This window comes from Ruegeria meonggei (genome assembly GCF_042768335.1).
Classification (GTDB): Bacteria; Pseudomonadota; Alphaproteobacteria; order Rhodobacterales; family Rhodobacteraceae; genus Ruegeria; species Ruegeria meonggei.
On sequence record NZ_JAXHBT010000001.1, the window covers coordinates 1 to 18788 of the forward strand.

Annotated in this window: 17 protein-coding genes; 4 read left to right on the forward strand and 13 right to left on the reverse strand. The window is 56.6% G+C overall.

Going from position 1 to position 18788, the window contains the following annotated elements; genetic code table 11:
- The 4 genes from SJY13_RS00005 to SJY13_RS00020 all read left to right on the forward strand — a co-directional run.
- The coding region (locus SJY13_RS00005) for a formate--tetrahydrofolate ligase (protein WP_377186118.1) at window positions 1-1670 on the forward strand (1670 nt) is incomplete at its 5' end.
- 57 nt (window positions 1671-1727) lie between these two features.
- Window positions 1728-2033, forward strand: a complete 306-nt coding sequence (locus SJY13_RS00010; RefSeq protein WP_085824930.1) for a chorismate mutase — start codon at window positions 1728-1730, stop codon at window positions 2031-2033.
- Between the two features lie 69 nt (window positions 2034-2102).
- On the forward strand, window positions 2103-3020 hold the full coding sequence (folD, locus tag SJY13_RS00015) for a bifunctional methylenetetrahydrofolate dehydrogenase/methenyltetrahydrofolate cyclohydrolase FolD (RefSeq protein WP_377186122.1): 918 nt from the start codon (window positions 2103-2105) through the stop codon (window positions 3018-3020).
- A gap of 212 nt (window positions 3021-3232) precedes the next feature.
- Window positions 3233-3979: a LytTR family DNA-binding domain-containing protein gene (locus tag SJY13_RS00020; RefSeq protein WP_377186125.1), complete on the forward strand. Its 747-nt coding sequence runs from the start codon at window positions 3233-3235 to the stop codon at window positions 3977-3979.
- Between the two features lie 5 nt (window positions 3980-3984).
- Here SJY13_RS00020 and pdeM read toward each other — a convergent pair whose 3' ends face one another.
- The 13 genes from pdeM to cpaB form a co-directional block, all read right to left on the reverse strand.
- Entirely contained in the window at window positions 3985-4647 is a 663-nt protein-coding gene (pdeM, locus tag SJY13_RS00025; RefSeq protein ID WP_377186128.1) for a ligase-associated DNA damage response endonuclease PdeM, read from the reverse strand.
- Between the two features lie 41 nt (window positions 4648-4688).
- The gene (locus SJY13_RS00030) at window positions 4689-7100 is read right to left on the reverse strand and encodes a ligase-associated DNA damage response DEXH box helicase (RefSeq protein WP_377186131.1); all 2412 of its coding nucleotides are present in this window, start codon (window positions 7098-7100) and stop codon (window positions 4689-4691) included.
- A gap of 39 nt (window positions 7101-7139) precedes the next feature.
- Entirely contained in the window at window positions 7140-8447 is a 1308-nt protein-coding gene (locus tag SJY13_RS00035) for an ATPase (protein WP_377186134.1), read from the reverse strand.
- 118 nt (window positions 8448-8565) lie between these two features.
- A complete protein-coding gene (locus SJY13_RS00040; protein ID WP_377186137.1) occupies window positions 8566-9111 on the reverse strand; it encodes a prepilin peptidase in 546 nt (181 codons plus the stop codon).
- A gap of 3 nt (window positions 9112-9114) precedes the next feature.
- Window positions 9115-9966, reverse strand: coding sequence for a tetratricopeptide repeat protein (locus SJY13_RS00045; protein WP_377186140.1), 852 nt, complete (start codon window positions 9964-9966; stop codon window positions 9115-9117).
- Between the two features lie 30 nt (window positions 9967-9996).
- Window positions 9997-10581, reverse strand: coding sequence for a tetratricopeptide repeat protein (locus SJY13_RS00050; RefSeq protein ID WP_377186143.1), 585 nt, complete (start codon window positions 10579-10581; stop codon window positions 9997-9999).
- Window positions 10582-10587: 6 nt separating this feature from the next.
- A complete protein-coding gene (locus SJY13_RS00055) occupies window positions 10588-11571 on the reverse strand; it encodes a type II secretion system F family protein (RefSeq protein ID WP_085824512.1) in 984 nt (327 codons plus the stop codon).
- Between the two features lie 10 nt (window positions 11572-11581).
- A complete protein-coding gene (locus tag SJY13_RS00060; RefSeq protein WP_085824513.1) occupies window positions 11582-12550 on the reverse strand; it encodes a type II secretion system F family protein in 969 nt (322 codons plus the stop codon).
- Between the two features lie 11 nt (window positions 12551-12561).
- Window positions 12562-14013, reverse strand: a complete 1452-nt coding sequence (locus SJY13_RS00065; RefSeq protein ID WP_085824514.1) for a CpaF family protein — start codon at window positions 14011-14013, stop codon at window positions 12562-12564.
- Between the two features lie 24 nt (window positions 14014-14037).
- The gene (locus SJY13_RS00070) at window positions 14038-15270 is read right to left on the reverse strand and encodes an AAA family ATPase (RefSeq protein ID WP_085824515.1); all 1233 of its coding nucleotides are present in this window, start codon (window positions 15268-15270) and stop codon (window positions 14038-14040) included.
- A 196-nt stretch (window positions 15271-15466) separates the two neighbouring features.
- Window positions 15467-16099: an OmpA family protein gene (locus SJY13_RS00075; protein WP_085824516.1), complete on the reverse strand. Its 633-nt coding sequence runs from the start codon at window positions 16097-16099 to the stop codon at window positions 15467-15469.
- 16 nt (window positions 16100-16115) lie between these two features.
- Window positions 16116-17522 carry a type II and III secretion system protein family protein gene (locus SJY13_RS00080; protein WP_085824517.1) on the reverse strand — a complete coding sequence of 469 codons (1407 nt, stop codon included), beginning with the start codon at window positions 17520-17522 and terminating at the stop codon, window positions 16116-16118.
- Between the two features lie 194 nt (window positions 17523-17716).
- On the reverse strand, window positions 17717-18598 hold the full coding sequence (cpaB, locus tag SJY13_RS00085) for a Flp pilus assembly protein CpaB (RefSeq protein WP_085824518.1): 882 nt from the start codon (window positions 18596-18598) through the stop codon (window positions 17717-17719).
- Window positions 18599-18788: the final 190 nt, after the last annotated feature.

Here is an 18788-nt window from a genome sequence, read left to right on the forward strand (position 1 = left end):
GTAAATCGGACATTGAGATTGCGCGCGAGCGCATCGAGAAGCCTATTCAGGAGATTGGGGCCAGGATTGGCATCTCCAGTGATGATTTGCTGCCTTATGGCCACGACAAGGCGAAGGTGAGCCAGGAGTTTATCAACTCGGTTCAGGGTCGTGAGGATGGCAAGCTGGTTTTGGTGACGGCGATCAACCCGACGCCTGCGGGTGAGGGCAAGACCACCACCACCGTAGGTCTGGGCGACGGTCTGAACCGGATCGGCAAGAACGCGATGATCTGTATTCGCGAGGCCTCGCTGGGCCCGAACTTCGGCATGAAGGGCGGCGCTGCGGGGGGTGGCTATGCGCAGGTTGTTCCGATGGAGGACATGAACCTGCACTTCACCGGGGATTTTCACGCCATCACATCCGCCCATTCGCTGCTGTCGGCGATGATCGACAACCATATCTACTGGGGCAATGAATCCGAGATCGACATCCGCCGCGTCGCCTGGCGCCGGGTGGTTGACATGAACGACCGGGCGCTGCGCCAGATCACGGCGTCTCTGGGCGGTGTCAGCAACGGCTTCCCACGTGAAACCGGCTTTGACATCACCGTGGCGTCCGAGGTGATGGCGATCCTGTGTCTGGCCAACGATCTGAAGGACCTGGAAAAACGCCTGGGCGACATCATCGTGGCCTATCGCCGCGACAAGACTGCTGTTTACTGCCGCGATATCAAGGCCGAAGGCGCGATGACCGTGCTGTTGAAGGATGCGATGCAGCCGAACCTGGTGCAGACGCTGGAGAACAACCCGGCCTTTGTCCATGGCGGGCCGTTTGCCAATATCGCGCATGGCTGCAACTCGGTGATTGCCACCAAAACGGCGCTGAAAGTGGCTGATTATGTGGTGACCGAGGCCGGCTTTGGCGCCGATCTGGGCGCTGAAAAGTTCATGAACATCAAGTGCCGCAAGGCGGGCATTGCGCCCTCGGCTGTGGTGCTGGTGGCCACGGTGCGGGCGATGAAGATGAACGGGGGTGTGGCCAAGGCTGATCTGGGCGCGGAAAATACCGACGCGGTCAAAAACGGCTGCGCCAACCTGGGCCGCCATATCGAGAACGTCAAATCCTTTGGTGTGCCGGTTGTGGTTGCGATCAACCACTTTGTCACCGACACCGAGGCCGAAGTACAGGCGGTCCGGGATTACTGTTCCGATCACGGGGTCGAGGCGGTGCTGTCGCGCCACTGGGAGCTGGGGTCCGAAGGCTCGGCACCGCTGGCCGAGAAGGTTGTGGAGATCGTCGAGGGTGGCTCTGCCAACTTTGCGCCGATCTACCCCGATGACATGCCGCTGTTCGAAAAGATCGAGACCATCGCCAAGCGTATTTATCGCGCCGATGAGGTGCTGGCCGACACCAAGATCCGCAACCAGTTGAAGGAATGGGAAGAGGCCGGATATGGCAACCTGCCGGTCTGCATGGCCAAGACGCAGTATTCTTTCTCGACCGATCCGACCCTGCGCGGTGCGCCCACCGGCCACTCGGTTCCGGTGCGCGAGGTACGCCTGAGCGCGGGCGCTGGCTTTATCGTTGTGGTCTGCGGTGAGATCATGACCATGCCGGGCCTGCCGCGCAAACCTGCGGCGGAAAGCATCTGCCTCAATGACGCAGGTGAGATCGAAGGCTTGTTCTAAGCCGCCAGATAAGACATCTCGTGGTCCGGGGGATCCCCGGGCCATGAGGAGACGAACATGCCCACTCTGACACCGCCGCAAGACTGTCTTTCGATGCAGGAGTTGCGGGTTCAGATCGACAGGCTGGACCGCCAGCTGATCGCGATGCTGGTGACCCGCGCAGGCTATATCGACCGCGCGGCGCAGCTGAAACCGGCCGAAGGGCTGCCCGCCCGCATTCCGGATCGCGTCGAAGAGGTGGTGCAGCGCGTGAGGGCGGGCTCGGACGAGCTGGGCATGGACCCGGATCTTGCCGAACAGCTGTGGCGCATATTGATTGACTGGTCGATCGCGCGTGAAGAACGCGTGCTTGGCCCTGACTGAGTGGCTGGGCGCTGATGCGCCTATTCCGGTTTTGACAGAGGGCCGGTTTTTGAAAGAAGGGATCACAGGATGGTAGCCCAGGTTATCGACGGTAAGGCTTTTGCCGCCAAAGTACGCGCGCAGGTGGCCGATCAGGTTGCAAAGCTGAAAGAGCAAAGCGGCATCACCCCCGGTCTGGCGGTGGTTCTGGTGGGCGAAGACCCGGCCAGCCAGGTCTATGTGCGCTCCAAGGGCAAGCAGACCGTTGAGGTCGGCATGAGCTCATACGAGCACAAGCTGGAGGTCGACACGTCCCAGGCGGACCTGCTGGCGCTGATCGACCAGCTGAACGCCGATCCGGCGGTGCATGGCATTCTGGTGCAACTGCCGCTGCCCAAACATCTGAACGAAGATCTGGTGATCAACGCGATCGACCCGGCCAAGGATGTCGACGGGTTCCATATCTCGAATGTCGGCCTGCTGGGCACCGGTCAGAAATCGATGGTGCCCTGCACGCCGCTGGGCTGTCTGATGATGCTGCGCGACCACCATGGGTCGCTGTCGGGGATGGATGCGGTGGTGATTGGCCGCTCGAACATTGTCGGCAAGCCGATGGCGCAGCTGCTGCTGGGCGACAGCTGCACGGTGACCATCGCGCATAGCCGCACCAAGGACCTGCCTGACGTGGTGCGCCGCGCCGACATCGTCATCGCCGCCGTCGGCCGTCCCGAAATGGTGCCCGGAGACTGGATCAAGCCGGGCGCCACGGTCATCGACGTGGGCATCAACCGCATCGACGCGCCGGAAAAAGGCACCAACGAGGACGGCAGCGTCAAAACCCGCCTGGTCGGAGACGTCGATTACGCCAGCGCCGCCCAAACCGCCGGCGCCATCACCCCGGTCCCCGGCGGCGTCGGCCCCATGACCATCGCCTGCCTCCTCGCCAACACCCTCACCGCATGCTGCCGCGCAAACAAACTCCCAGAACCAAAAGGCCTGACCGCATAAGAAAGAGGGTCTAACTGCGACGCAATTGATGTTTGGGCCGAAGAGTGGAGACATTCTTCGGCCCAAGTGTTTCAAAAACGTAAAATTAAGTTTGAAATGACGGGTTTGAATAATACCAGTTCGATGATAAACCCGTGTTTCCAGCCAGTTACGTTGTGAATGTTAAGGTCAAAGGGGCTTGGTTGGGATCCATTGACTGATGTTGAGCTTGTATGTCGCGAAAACTGACCTCAATCCTGGCCGAGTTCACGCCAAGCAGAGCGCTGGCTGCTATGGTATTCCTGCCGCTGCTGGCCTTTGCGTTCCAACCCTTTCCTAATATGTTTCTGTCCTTTCCGATGCGGTTTTTGTTCTGGGTCGGTGTCACTGCTCTGGCCTTATGCGTGACGTGGATCGCAAGGAGACTGACACAGAAGTACTTGTCCGAGGCGCATTTCTCGTCCCGTGACGTGATCCTGGTTCTGGTGGTTCTGGCGCTGTTTGTGCCCTCGCTTTGGTTGATGTCCTGGCTGTTGTTGAAGGCGGGCGGGCAGCAGGCCCCGGGTTTGCTGTCGGTCGTACCTTATGGGGCGCTTTTTGCCACGGGCCTGGTTTTGGTCCGGGGACACATGCAGGGGGAAATGCTGGAACAAGAACCTGAGCCCAGTTTGCCACGCCTGGCAAAGCGATTGCCGGACACTTTTAGTGGGCAGGTCTATCGTCTGACGGTGCGGGATCACTTTGTTGACGTAGTCACGTCTCAGGGGGTTTTCACAATCCGTTCGCGATTTACCGATGCGATTGACGAGATGGAGCCGATTACCGGCCATTGTACACATCGGTCCCATTGGGTGACCGATGACGCCATTGCCGGCGTCGAAAAGACCGATGGAAAAACATTTCTGCGGTTGAAAAACGATGACCTCGTCCCGGTCAGCCGCAAATACAAACCGATGCTAGAGCAACATGGGGTGATCTGAACGCCTTATCGCGGCATCGGAATGATCTGAGGGTTTGGCCCGGTCAAAATAGCCAGGGCATTGTCGCTCATCAGCGTGTTCAGGACCTGATCGGAACTCTGCAGACCACCCGTATAGGTGCCATAGGCAGGCAGGATCAACCGCGCATCATCAACCAGAAAAGACGGGCGTGTGATAGAACGTCCTCGTGTCCGGATGCGCGCCTTGGGGTGGTAATGGCCCGAGATCTCGGCCTGACCTCCCGCTTGTGCGATGTGACGGAAGGTCAGAGTGTCGATCACGCTTTCCGATAGATGCGCGCCCCCCAGGTCAATCGGACCGGGGTCGTGGTTGCCCTCGATCCAGATCCAACGCCGACCAGCCTGAAGGGCTGTGATCCGCAGCTTTTCGTTCGTTCCGAGTGCTGACAGTGCATCCAGATCGTCAAAGCTGTCGCCCAGGCAGATGACCATCTCTGCATTGGTTCGATCAAGGTCACTGGCCAGCCGATTCAGCGTGTCCTGACTGTCATAGGGCGGCAAAGCGGGGCCGCCGCGACGGGCCATGCGTTCAGATTTTCCAAGATGCAGATCCGACACGCATAGCAGGCTTTGATCCGGCCACCATAGGGCCCCGGACCCCAGAGCGAACAGGGTCCGATCTGCAAAAGAAAATGAAACTTCGTTCATGGTACGTTCTTTACGCGTTTGGAACTTTCACGCAAGCAGTTTCAGCCGGGTCGCAGACCGGCGCCTTGCAGCAGCCGGGCGCTTTCTTCGGACAGCAGGCGTTCCTCGGCCGTGCCTTTGACCGGCACTTTCCCAACCTCAAGAAACAGCGGGGCGGCAAGCGGCGAGACGCGATCGAGCCGCAATAAGTCTATTCGGTCGCCAATCCGCGCAATCAAAGCTTCGACCCGTCCGAAATCGACCAGACCGCGCATCGCCTCTTCGCGGGTGATTTGCATCAGCAGATGGTCGGGGTCGTATTTCAGCAGCGTGTCATAGAGGATATCCGACGAAAAAGTCGCCTGTCGCCCGCTTTTACGCTGCCCGCCTGTGTTGCGTTCAATCAGCCCGGCGATGGTGGCCGAAGCGCGAAAGGTTCGCTTCATCACTGCATTCCCAGCCAGCCAGGTCTCAAGCCCATCGCGCAGCGCGCCCAACTGGAATAGCGGGCGCGGGTCCGTTACTGCGTCCAGGCCCCAGATCAGCGTCGCATAGTCAGTGGAGACAAACCCTAGCGGTGCCAGCCCTGTTTCCTCCATGCGTTTGGTCAGCAGCAGCCCCAGTGTCTGCTGCGCGTTGCGCCCGGCGAAACCGTACACACACAGGTTTTCTCGCCCATCATTCGGAAAGCTCTCGATCAGCAGGCGATCGCGCTGTGGCAGGCGCGAGATGTCGCGCTGCAGCGCAAGCCAGTCCGCTGTGTGTTGCGGCAACTTTGGCCAGTCCTGTTGGGCAAACATACGCAGGATCCGGTCGCTCAGCTGTGTTGACGTCGCGAATTTAGTGCCTGAAAACGTAGCGATCTTGGGTTTTCGATCCGCCCGGCGACTGACCTCGACCACCATCTCGCGCAGACCTTCGTAGCGCACGATCTGACCGCCGATCAGAAAAGTGTCACCAGGGGTCAGAGAGGCGGCAAACGCTTCTTCGACCTCACCCAGCGGCTTGCCGCCCCGATTGCGTTTCAGGCGGACTTTCAGTGTGTCGGTGTCCTGAATGGTACCAAGGTTCATCCGGATACGCTGGGCCGCCCTTGGGTCGCGCAATTGCCATTGGCCGTCCGGGCGCTGTTGCAGCCGCTGCCAACGGTCATAGGCGCGTAGGGCATAGCCGCCAGTGGCGCAAAACTCGAGGCAGGCGTCGAACTCTGCGCGCCCAAGCTGCGCATAGGGTCCCGCCGAGGTCATCTGTGTGAACAGTGCATTCGGATAAAACGGCCCTGCCGCTGCGGCGATCAGGATGTGCTGGCACAATACGTCCCGTGGGCCTGCCCCGCGTGGGTCTCCGTCCAGATCATGCGCTTTTGCGGCCTCGAGAGCGGCGACACATTCAACAACCTCAAACCGGTTGGCTGGCACCAGCAATGCTTTGGAAGGCGCGTTATAGCGATGGTTCGCGCGCCCGATCCGTTGCACCAACCGTTTGACGTTTTTGGGCGCACCGATCTGGATCACCAGATCCACATCCCCCCAATCGATGCCCAGATCCAGACTGCCAGTGCAGACAATGGCCCGCAAATCACCGCGCACCATCGCGGCCTCAACCCGTTCGCGCTGTTGCCGGTCAAGGCTGCCATGGTGGATTCCAATGGGCAGGCTGTCTTCGTTGGCCAGCCATAGGTTGTGAAAGAAGATCTCGGCCTGTGCGCGAGTGTTGTGGAAGATCAACGTCGTCTTGTGCTGTTTGATCTGCTCCAACACCGCCGAGATGGAATAGGCTGCGCCGCCGCCTGACCAGGGCGGCATTTCCTGTGTCTGTAGCATTCGGATATCCGGATCGGGGCCAGGATCGGCCTGGATGATCCGGCAAGGGTCGGGATGGCGGGCCAGGAAACGCGCAATCGCTTCGGGGTCTTCGACGGTGGCCGACAAGCCGACCCGTCGCAAATCGGGGCACAGGCTTTGCAACCGGGCCAGGGCCAGCATCAACTGATCCCCGCGCTTGCTTTCGGCCAAAGCGTGGATTTCGTCGATGATCACCCGTTGCACGCCTGCAAACATCCGTGGCGCGTCCTCGTACGAGGTCAGCAAGGCCAGGCTTTCCGGCGTGGTCAACAATATGTGCGGCGGGTCGACGCGTTGGCGTTTCTTCTGCGTGGCCGAGGTATCGCCGGTTCGATCTTCGATCCGGATGGGCAGGCCGATCTCATCCGCCGGGCCGCGCAGATTGCGACGTATGTCGGCGGCCAGCGCCTTTAAGGGCGAGACATAGATCGTGTGCAGACCGATGTGCTCTTGCGCGGCCAGCTCAGCCAGCGTGGGCAGAAACCCAGCCATGGTCTTGCCGCCGCCGGTCGGTGCAATCAGCAATGTCGCCGGGTCAGAGGCCCGGTCGAACATGTCTTGCTGATGTGGGTGGACGGACCAGCCCTTGGCGGCAAACCAATCTGTGATCCGAACGGGAATCTGCGTCATGCGAGCAGATTACCCGTCCGTTAACAAATTGGCATGGCGTTAATTGACGATCTTCTCGTCTTTGACGAACATATTTGCCCAGGCGCGATCGATCAGATCGGGGCTCATCTGATAGGGGATGCCCTCGAATTCACAGATCGAGATCATCTGGTCGATCAGGAAGATCGGCTGGTAGTTGGCATAGACATTGTTGATGGTCGGGTATTTGACCTTCAGCAGATGCACCAATGCCGTTTCGTCCAAGGGCATGCCGCGCTTGCGGGCGACCATGGCGAAGATCTTCAGGTAGTTTTCCTGGTCTGGTCCGTCGATCTTGATCTTAAAGAAGATCCGGCGCAGAGCCGCTTGGTCAAAAATCTCATTCGGGTGGAAGTTGGTCGAGAAGATTACAAGCGTGTCAAACGGCACCTCGAATTTCTCACCCGACTGCAGACCCAGAATATCCTTGTTTTCCTCTAGCGGAACAATCCAGCGGTTGATCAGAGCTTGCGGTGGTTCCTGCTGACGACCAAGGTCGTCCACGATAAAGATGCCACCGGTCGACTTTAGCTGAAGCGGCGCCTGATAGGTCCGCGCAGTGGGGTTGTAGACCAGGTCCAGCATACTGAGTGACAGTTCACCACCGGTCACAACCGTTGGGCGTTCGCATTGCACATAGCGCGAGTCGAACCGTTTGCGACGACGCAGGCTGTTAGGGTCGTCGGCCTCTTGCTCGACGGCGGTGTGGACGATGGGGTCATAAACCGTGATCACCTGCCCAGCATACTCGATAGCATAGGGCACATAGACATTGTCGCCCAAAGCGTCCCTGATCCCGTTCGAGATCGAGGATTTACCGTTGCCCGGAGGACCATACATCAGAACCGACCGGCCGGCGCTGACTGCAGGGCCCAGATGGTCCAGCAGGCTATCAGGCAAAACCAGATGCCCCATGGCGCCAACCAGTTGGTCACGCGTGACCTGAATGTTGCGGATTGACTGGCGCTTGACCTGTTCGCGATAGACATCCAGCGGAATTGGCATGGCCCCAAAATACTCGGACTGGCTAAGGGCGTCCAACGCGCGGGCTTTACCGGCATCGGTCAGCTGATACCCCATCTCGTTACCGCTGTTTGCGCTTAGGGTCCCGGTGGCCTCAAGCAGTTTCTGTTCGCGCGATATGTCGATCAGTTCCTGCGTCACTGATCCAGGCAAACAGATCGCTTGTGCGACCTCACTGACTGTATCCACATTCTTGCGGAAAATCGTTTTGAGTAGAATGTCCCGCATCATCACGATGGGCAATTTCATCTCGCCCAGGCCCTTTGGGGTAGGGGGGGCCATTACCGAAGTGGTCTGCATATTCATGAGCGTTGCCCGTCTATCCAGTATTCACGCCAATAGCCCTGCCAAAGGGCCTCTTGCAGAAAATTTGGCCCCGATTTGTGTCAGTACCAAGGCAGGGACAAGGCGGACTGATGATAGTTTACGAGCCGTAAACAGTTCCCAAAATCAGGTAGATGGCCAGGCTGCCGCCCAGCGAAAAGCCCATGGGAAATTGGTGGCTTCGGTTCCAGCTTTCCCAATCCGGCGCAATGCTTCTGAGAGCCGTGTTTTTAGCCAACCTGTGGGTGGCAAAAGCTGCAACGGTTGTTGAAATCAGGATGAACATTATCAACATGTAATCGCCGGGCCAGATAAATGGCGCTGCCGCTGCCAGAAACTTGGCGTCGCCCGCTCCCATCACGCCGGCAGCGTTCAAGATGACGCCCACGATCAGCACGACAACGATATGTAGCAAATGCCAGATGTATGGCGGCAAAGAAACCGTCAACGGCCCAATCTGGCTTGCGGTCCAGTCCATCGACCAAGGCGGCAACAGGAAAAGCCCGACAACAACAAAAACCACAGCCAGGGCGACCACCGCGTGGTTCTTGATCAACATGTCCCGCATATCCGTGAATGCCACGTAAATGCAGATCGGCAGAACGAATGGCAGAAACCAAGCTGCAGCTACCACCGGGATGGTCATGGATCAGGCTTCCTCGAGCGCGCGGAGTGAGCGAACTGCTTCGTCATAATGCTGTGGATGCGTCGCAATCGCTTCTCGGAACAGGTTTTTGGCAGTTGTCACGTCGCCCTGTTTGACCGCAGAAATACCCATTGTGTTCAACAGCATGGCGCGCTCGATCTGCGTCATTGGCACAACTGGCATGCTATAGTTTCCCTGGGCAGCCCGCGCCAGAACCAAATTGTTCTTTGCCGTAAACAATGATTTGTCCTGACGGATTGCTTCGGTGAACAAACGCTCGGCCTCGTCATATTGACCGCGTGTCAGTTTGGAATAGCCCCAATTGTTCATCACCCCACCCGGGCGCGTGGTCAGGCCCACTGCAGTTTCATAAAACTGGTCGGCCCGTTTCCAATCCTTTCGGGAATCGGCGACAACTGCTTCAAGCCGGTAGCGCCTGAATGTCTCATAGGTGGGGGGGATTGCGTCTAGGACTGCCTTGGCTTGACCCCAATTTCCTGAGCGTACCAAAGCGTCTGCATATTCGACTCGATCGATGTTCGTCGCGCCTTTCATGCCAGTCACTTTTTTCCAGGCGGTGGCCGCTTCGGTTGTGCGTTTCGCGCGTGACAGGGAAATCGCCAGACCCCGCTGTAGATCGATCCGACCGGGGTTTTTGGCAGCGGCGCCCTGGAAATAGGTCACGGCCTCGTTCGGATCGGCGGCGGTCAGCAGAACCTCGTTCAGGTTTGTTTCGTCAATGACGTTCACTTCCTGAAAGGTTTTTTCGATCTTTTCTTCTTCGGTCTCTTTTTCGCAGGCAGACAGGATCAGCCCGCACATCACGATTGACGGAATCAAGAATTGTTGGCGCATTTTTGCGTCCCTTACTGCTCTGACTCTTTGCTACGGGAGCTTGCGGAGCCTAAATTGCCCGTCGCCCAGCTGCTCCAGCTCGTATTCTTCTTGTTCTTCCGGTGGGATATTAACAGGATTATCCATTTTTGCGAGTGCTAAGCGTAGATTGTCCCGGATTGCGTCACTTTCGCCATTGTCCAGCGCATAGGCCCGTTTAAAGACCTGCGCTGCCTCGGGGTATTCGCCGATTTCAACCAGAAGGACGCCCAGATTGTTCCATGGGGCAGGCCAGTTAGGATCGTCTTTGACCGCACGCCGCAACAAGTCTTCGGCCTGACCAAGACGCCGCAGGCCCAGATTTGCCGTGCCCATCGAAGTCAGGATTTGCGGTGTCATCCCCTGGTCAAGCGCTGCGCGTGCAAATGACTTCAGCGCCAGCTCATACTCGCCGGCCTGCATCAAACGGTTGCCCACCTCGATCTCATTGGCTGCAGAGCCCTTTGGATCAAGCCCTGGAGCCTCTAGGTCGCCTGACTGTCCCGTTTCCGTACAAGAAGCCACCATGATGATCACCATGGTGGCCTGAATTGCGCGGCGTATCCCGGTACGGATGCACCTGAGTGTTGAGATCATTGGGTTTTAGCCCCCGGCGTTGGACAAATCAGCGATACCTTTTGCCGAGGGGCCAACCAGAATGACCAGCAACGGCGGCACCGTAAGCATCATTGTGGCAAGCGTCATTTTTGTTGGCAACTTGTTGGCGGCCTCTTCGGCACGCATCACGCGTTTGTCACGCATTTCACTGGCGTAGACCCGCAAAGCTTCGGCGATTGATGTACCGAATGTCGCCGATTGGATCATAACCGTAACGAATGAGCTGACGTCCTGTACACCACATCGGGTTCCAAAGTCGCGAAGAACCGAATCGCGCTCTTTACCGGCCTTCAACTCGTAGGCGACAACTTCAAATTCTTGTGCGATATCGGGATAAGAGGACTTCATCTCTCCGGAGACGCGCACGATGGCCTGATCCAGAGATTGTCCTGCTTCAACACAAACTAACATCAGATCGAGCGTGTCTGGGAACCCAGCGGTGATCGCCTCATTCCGTTCCGCTACACGGCGAGTGATCCAGTAGCGCGGAAGAAAGTAAAACCCTGCGGCAGGAAGGATGACACGGAGGGCCATTTGTGCAGGTGTAAACTCCTGACCTCCAGACAGCACAGTCACCAGCGCTATGCCGACCATAATACCTACGATGCCAAGTGCAAACTGCGCAAAGTGAAAGAACCTAACGGCATCTTTGGAGTGATACCCGGCTTGGCGCAGCTTAAGCTGCATGGCAGACAATTCTTCTTTGTCCTGAGGTTCCAGGAAGTTAGAGAATTTCTCCAACTTCTCGTTGCGACCTGCGGTACGCAGCTTGTCCTTTTTGGGATTCTTGTCATTTTTGGGCGCAGCGTTGGACCGCTGCAACTTTTTCAGGGGATCCTCAGGCTGGTTCAGCATCAAAGGGATCGTGACCAAGATCATGAACAGCCCTAGAACACCGACCACGATGAGAGGGCCGAACTCACCCAGGTGCTGTTTTAACAGGTCGTTGAGTTGCGTCAGGATTTCCATTGCAGTCCCCTTAGACCTTAATGTTTGTTAGAACTTTCATGACGAAAATGTTCAGTGTCAGCATGATGCCAACAAAGAAACAGGCTGGAATGAAATATTCGTGGTCCAGCACTTCGTCATAATATCCCGGGTCTTTAACCAGGATGAAAATGAGGCAGAACAGCGGGAAGCCGGACAGGAACTTACCGGACCACTGCGCTTCGGCGGTAATTGCTTTTACGCGGCGGAACAGGCGAAAACGCGCCCGGATCACCTGTGCCAGACCGGCCAGAATTTCGGCCAGGTTGCCACCCGATTGCTGCTGGATACCAACGGCAACCGCCAAAAATCGAAGGTCCTGCATATCAAGCCGTTCAGCGAGGTCCTTTAGCGCTTCACCTATGTCTCGGCCATAGGCGCATTCATCAGCGATCACACCAAACTCGGTGCCCAGCGGGTCCTGTACTTCACTTGCGACGATCTGGATGGACGACACAAACGGGTTACCCACGCGCAGCGAACGAACCATCAGTTCCACTGCGTCAGGCAGCTGTTCTTCCAGCAATCCCATCCTTTTCTTGGCCTTGTTGTTGACCCAAGCGTAGACGCCACCGACACCGATTGCGGCGGAAAGCGCCACTCTCAGGGCCATATCGGTCGCTGTACCGATACTCAGCCCCACAAATGCAAAGGCGGACACAAGGACCATAATCAGGATGAGTTGTCGCGGCGTGAAGGCGATTGCGGCCTTCTGAGCTTTGTCAGCAAGCAAGGAATAGAGCGGGATGCTCTGGGTTTTCATATGCTGCTGCATTTCCTTGCGCAGCTGTTCCAGAACCTGTTCGCGACCAACACCTTTTTCGAGCATGTCCAGCCTTCGGTTGACGCGACTGTTCAGGCTGATGGACTTGCCGAACGCCACCAGATAAATACCTTCAACCAGACATAGAACCGCGACAAAGATCACGACGTATATGAGTGCCTCCACGGGCAGTTGCATATCAGGATCTCCTACACTGTCGTTGGTTCATAGATGGAAGCGGGCAGATCAAAGCCCCACAGACGGAAGCGTTCCGAATAGTGGCTGCGGACGCCGGTGGCCGTGAAATGGCCGATGATCTTATTATCCGGTGTTAGGCCAACGCGTTGGAAACGAAAGATTTCCTGCATTGATATCACATCGCCTTCCATACCGGTGATTTCGGTGATCGAGGTCATGCGGCGTGAACCATCCTGCAGACGACTGGCCTGCACGATCAGGTTCACAGCGCTTGAAATCTGGCTGCGCACAGCCTTGATCGGCATTTCTATCCCGGCCATGGCGATCATGTTTTCCAGACGCGAAATACCATCCCGGGCCGAGTTGGCGTGGATTGTGGTCATCGAGCCATCGTGGCCGGTATTCATGGCCTGCAGCATGTCGATCACCTCGGCGCCCCGTGTCTCACCCACGATGATGCGGTCAGGACGCATACGCAGCGCGTTTTTCAAACAGTCGCGCGGGCTGACTTCACCTTTGCCTTCGACGTTGGGCGGGCGGCTTTCCATCCGGCCGACATGAGTTTGTTGCAGCTGAAGTTCCGCTGTATCCTCGATGGTCAGAATGCGCTCGGCGTCGTCGATAAAGCTGGACAGCGCGTTCAGCGTTGTTGTTTTACCGGAACCGGTACCGCCTGAGACGATGATATTCAGGCGGGTCGACACCGCAGCTTGCAGGTAGGCGGCCATTTCTTCAGTGAAGGCGCCAAAATTCACAAGATCGTCGATGCCCAGCTTGTCTTTCTTAAACTTACGAATGGACACCAGCGATCCATCGACCGCAATCGGGGGCACCATTGCGTTAAAACGCGAACCATCAGCCAGACGGGCGTCAACGTAAGGGTTAGATTCATCAACGCGACGACCCACGGCGGATACGATCTTGTCGATGATCCGCATCAGGTGCTTTTCGTCCTTGAAAGTGATTTCGCTGATTTCCAGCTTACCATCCCGTTCCACGAAAATCTGTTGCGGACCGTTCACCAGAATATCGTTGACTGTATCGTCCTGCAGCAAGGTCTCAAGCGGACCCAGCCCGGTTACTTCGTCATAGAGTTCTTTGTTCAGTTGCGAGCGATCCTCGCGGTTCAGAACAATGTTGCGGGTCTCAAGGATTTCGCTGGCAATTGCGCTGATTTCTGCGCGCAATTCGGATTCGCCGGCCTTTTCTAGCGCTGCGAGGTTCAGGTTTTCAAGCAACTCCCGGTGCAGTTCGATTTTGATCTCGCCCAGCCGTTCCTTGCGTTTCCGATCACGGTCATTGCCGACTGGTTCTGCTGACTTCTTCTGAGAGGGTCGTCGGGCGACCGCATTTGCGCCAGACACCGGATCCGCCGCAGGTTTTGGCGCAGGTGACTTGGTCTGGGCCTCTGCAGGTGTCTGAACCGGCTGCCCCTCGGGCTGTTTTTTATATCTAGAAAACAAGGCGGTTCTCCCTTTGGGGCTGGTTTACGCGGCTTCGGCGTCGCTGCTGCCAAGGCTGTGAAGCGATTTGGCCAATTTGGCGATTTCCCGGCGCAGCGGGTTTTTGGCTGCCGCATTGGCCAGCGGCAGACCGTGATCACCGCTTTGCATGACCGGCTTGCCGCCGTCGGGAAGTTGCAGGTCGATTGAAATGCCCAGGCTTTCGCCCATGCGTTTGACCCGGCCTTTGCCATTCAAATCGGTGAACTTCGGCGCGCGATTCAGGGCGAAGCGCAGTTTGTTGAAAGGCAATTCTTCTGCCTGCAGGGCACGTTTAAGGCGCAGAGCGTTCTGCGCTGACCGCATATCCAACTCGATCATGGCGAAATACACATGCGCGGCTTGCAGGACAGTTTCCGACCAATGAACCAGTGTCGACGGCATGTCCACGATCACATAGTCAAAGTGTTTGCGCGCGGTGTTGATCACACGATCGATATCTTCCGGGGTGATCAAGTCCAGCGGAACCATGTCCGATGGTGCCGTCAGGACCTGCAGTTTTTCTTCATATGTCTGAAGTGCTTGCGCGAAAACTTCGTCATCCATCGCTGCGGTATCCGACAGCATCTCAAAGACGGTTTCGCGACGTGGAAGGTCCAAATAGGTCGAGACGGTTCCGAATTGCAGATCAAGGTCGATCAGACAGACTGTAGGCGCTTCTTTCGGGGATACCGTTGCAAGCTCCCAGGCCAGATTCACCGCCATAGTGGTGGATCCAACGCCACCAGCGAGGCCGTGGACGACAAAAAGGGCGCCTTCCTTTGATTCGCCGGTTGCCAGAGGCGCTGCGGCTTGTGAAACGGCAACCGGATCGGGCTTGTTCATCCGTTCGATTGCTTCCTGCAGCTCTCCTTCGGGAAGAGGGTAGGGCACAAATTCATCAGCACCCTTGCGCAGCAACTGATGTAGTGCAGCCGGCGTTACATCTTCGGCGATCAGGACGATCTTAACGTTCTTTTCTTTGGCTCGGGTGATGATCTCACCCATCATTGTAAGATTGTCTTCGTCCTCACCATCGATCGCAAGTGCAACAAATTGCAGAGAATCTGCGTCAGGTTGACTGAAAAAGGCCAGGGCTTCGGCAAATCCGAGGTCGCCCCACCGCTCACCCAGGGCGGCTTCCATATCTTCGATCAGCAGATCGAAATTCTGTACGTCACGACTGATCGTGCAGGCCAGAATGGCAGTATTTTCGTCTTGTGGCGTAGCGCTGGTCATTAACACAATCCTCGTCGTCAGGGCCGTCAAACACAGTGAGCCGGCATGGCTCGATCTGGTTTGCTTTTGCCCCGTTGCGGCCAATTTTGGGCGCAGGTCACCTAATTGTTGAAAATGTGGCTTGGAACTTAGGCAAGATTTGGGCGCAAAAGAACCAATTGTAGGGAATTGGGCGACGATGTCGCCCAATCACAGTTTATTGTTGTTTTGAAGTGTCGCCAATCGCAGTCTGGCGACGCAGTTGGCTCTCGTACTGAGCACTGCCCACATATTCGCGATACACGATCAGAGCGTATTTACCATCCAACACCAGAGGATTGCGGTCATCAAAGCCCGATACTTCCGTCACAGTCCGACGATTACGACGATCCCGGTTCGGGGTGTCGATCAACGGGCGCGATTTGCCAAAGGATACAGCAGCTTCCAGCCGTGAGCGTGAGATGCCCTGCCGGGTCAGGAAGGCCACGGCTGCGTTGGCTCGCCTCTGACCCAGACTTTTGTTGTAAGCTGTTGATCCAACAGCATCCGTATGTCCGTAGACGCGGAACCGTGCCTCGGGGAACTGTTTTATCCACGCCGCCTGGCGCAACAGAACCCGTTGCGCCGTTTCGTCCAACTGTGCGCTGTTGAAGGCAAAGTTGATCTGTGTCGGAACTTCGGCTGCGAATCGCTGTCCCAGGATCTGGGCATAGGTCAATTCACCATTCATGACCTGGATGTTGTTCAGCGTTGCGTTGCCAAAGGCACCCTGGTCTGCTTCGTATCCGGCCTCACGCGTACATGCGGCGACAGCGACCGAAAGACCCAGTGTGATTATCCACTTCTGCATTGGTCCTATCCTCCTATCAATCCAGGACGTAGCCGTAAGAGCTACCGAAATCCTGTTTTGCGACCTCAGACGCGGCACCAGCACCTGCTCGTGTCGTCCGTGCGGTTTTGCCATTCAAGAAAAGATCAAACTCGCTGGGCGGTTTTACGCGATCCGTTGGCAATGCCAGAGCTTCACCGCGTGTCGGTGATACCAGATGCGCTGTGATGATGATCACCAGTTCGCTTTGCTGGCGCTGATATTCGGCACTGCGGAACAGGGCGCCCAGTACCGGAACATCGCCGATCCAAGGGATCTGGCTGTTCAAGTCGCTGAAGTCATCTTGAATCAGACCCGCAATCGCAAAGCTTTCACCATCGCGAAGTTCAATAGTTGTGCTGGTTTGACGCGTGATGAAACTGGGGACGTTGTCACCCTGAATAGTAAAGTCAGAACTGTTGTCGATGGCCGATACAGCCGCCGCCAGTTCAAGGTTGATCAAATCGCCATCCACAACACGCGGGATAAAGTCGATTTCTACACCGAAGGCTTTGTATTCAATGGCAATTACGCCATCATCCTGCGGCACTGGGATGGGAACTTCGCCGCCTGCAAGGAACGTAGCTTCCTGGCCGGAAAGGGCGGACAGATTGGGCTCTGCCAGACTGCGTGCGAGACCCTTCGATTCCAGTGCTTCCAACAACAAACGGACTTGAGTGGATCCCGCGCCAAAACCAAACAGGATTGCACCGGTGTTTGTTTGGACGGCGGGAATATTGTTATTCAAGGCGTTTGCCAGAGCACCCGCGTTGTTCAAGGTGTTCAAACCACCGGTTACGTCGCCGCCAGCAAAGCCGAGCGATGCAGTCAGGCTTTTGGCCACAGACCGGTTCATCTCTGCAAAGCGGACTTTCAGCATAACTTGCTGAACCCCGCCGACCGACATCAGGTTGGAAACACGTTCAGGTGCGTACCGTTCCGCGAGTTCCAAAGCCCGCGCCAGCTTGGCCGCGCTTGAAATGGTGCCGGAAAGCACGATACCGTCATTGGCAGTACGAACTTCAATAGGCTCACCCGGCAGAATCTGCCGCAGCCTTTCCTTAAACTCGGACACATCCGGTGAAACACGGACCCGAACGTTTGCAAGTAAGTTACCCGCGCCGTCGAAAAGGGTCAGTGTGGTCAGGCCAGGAGCCTTACCCAACACATAGATCGTGCGATCCGAGAGCGACGAAATGTCAGCGATGCCGGCATTGGCAATGCTGAGTTCCGCGAACGGCTCTTCACTTTCTACTACAATTGCGCGGTTCATTGGAACATCCAGCGTTTCCGCTGTGCCATTCTTCACCACGCGAAGAGTTTCAGCCCAGGCCGTGCTTCCGACCGGACCAACTACAAGCGCTAACCCAACAAGGGTTGCGCCAATCCAGGAACGTATTTTCATGTGACCTGCCTCTCCGATCACGCCTCGTTTATGCGGCTTTTTGCCTTATGTGCGATAACACTGCGCGAATTACGATTTTATTGCAATAATCAATGGTTTCCGGAATTTTCCTTATGTGGACAATTCGCAACATGCCAACAGACAGGGGCCGTGCGATCCGCACGGCCCCTGTCTTGTAACGCACTGATTTGTCGTTAATTTGTGCAGGCTGTTTTTATTCCTGTGTCGACGATTTCGCCGCCCTTGCGTGCTTTCACTGTGCACACCTGTTCCTTTGCCTTGACCGGAACAGGAACTGCTTCCTTGATCCCTAACAGTTTTCGCTGGTCTACTTCGACCGCGCTGGCGACAGTGTCATCCTGTACGCCCACCAAAGCCAACGACAGGCGACCGGTGTTTTGCGCCTGCGCGAGCGCCGCAATCTGTTCAGGTGATGCAGCGACTGTGACCGTTCGTGCGATCGTAGCACCAGCCAAATCACTCCCCGCAGTCTGATCCACCGCGACCAATTCAACATTGGTCTGGATCAGGCGGGTGATCTCACTGTTATTGCCTTCAACGACGCCTCGCAAAGATCCGGTCCAATAAACATCGACGCTATCCCCAGGGCGAAGAAAGCCCGAAACACCTGATGCTACATCGACACTGATTGCAAAGGCGCGCTTACCTTTTTTAATGCGCGAGGTCAGGCCGACGGCTTCACCCGGATTGGTGACTTTTACAGCCATCAAGGCTTCGTCTTTTTCCATGGCCCTCAGGACATATCTGTCACCCTTGGCATTTTCTGGAAACAAAACTGCCATGTCCAGGAATGTGTCTTCGGGAATCGCATCCTCGGGCCAGTTCACTATCCTCACGTCTTCGTTGGTTATGCGCTCACCATATTTCATGGCCCGGGTCGACACGATGACTTCGACGGTTGCAATTGAACTCGCATTCGCCAACGCATCTTGGGCCGCTTGCCGTTCTTTGGCAAGTTGGGCTTGATACTGTGAGATGTAATCGCGGGCCATATAGACGGCACCGCCAGCCAAGGCCACTCCGACAATCAGTACAAGTCCAAATACTGCACGCATTCGCGTCCCCTCTTCTTATACTACTGTGATTTACTTGCCGTAACGGATACGACTTAGACAGCCCCTTTGGTATGGAGGAATTGTGTCGAAAAGGGGGACAATCTACAATTTTTTTTAAGTCCGTGCCAACGGAGACACCTCAACGGTATTGGCAGGGACTATGGTGTTATACCCAAATTGAGGTCGGCAA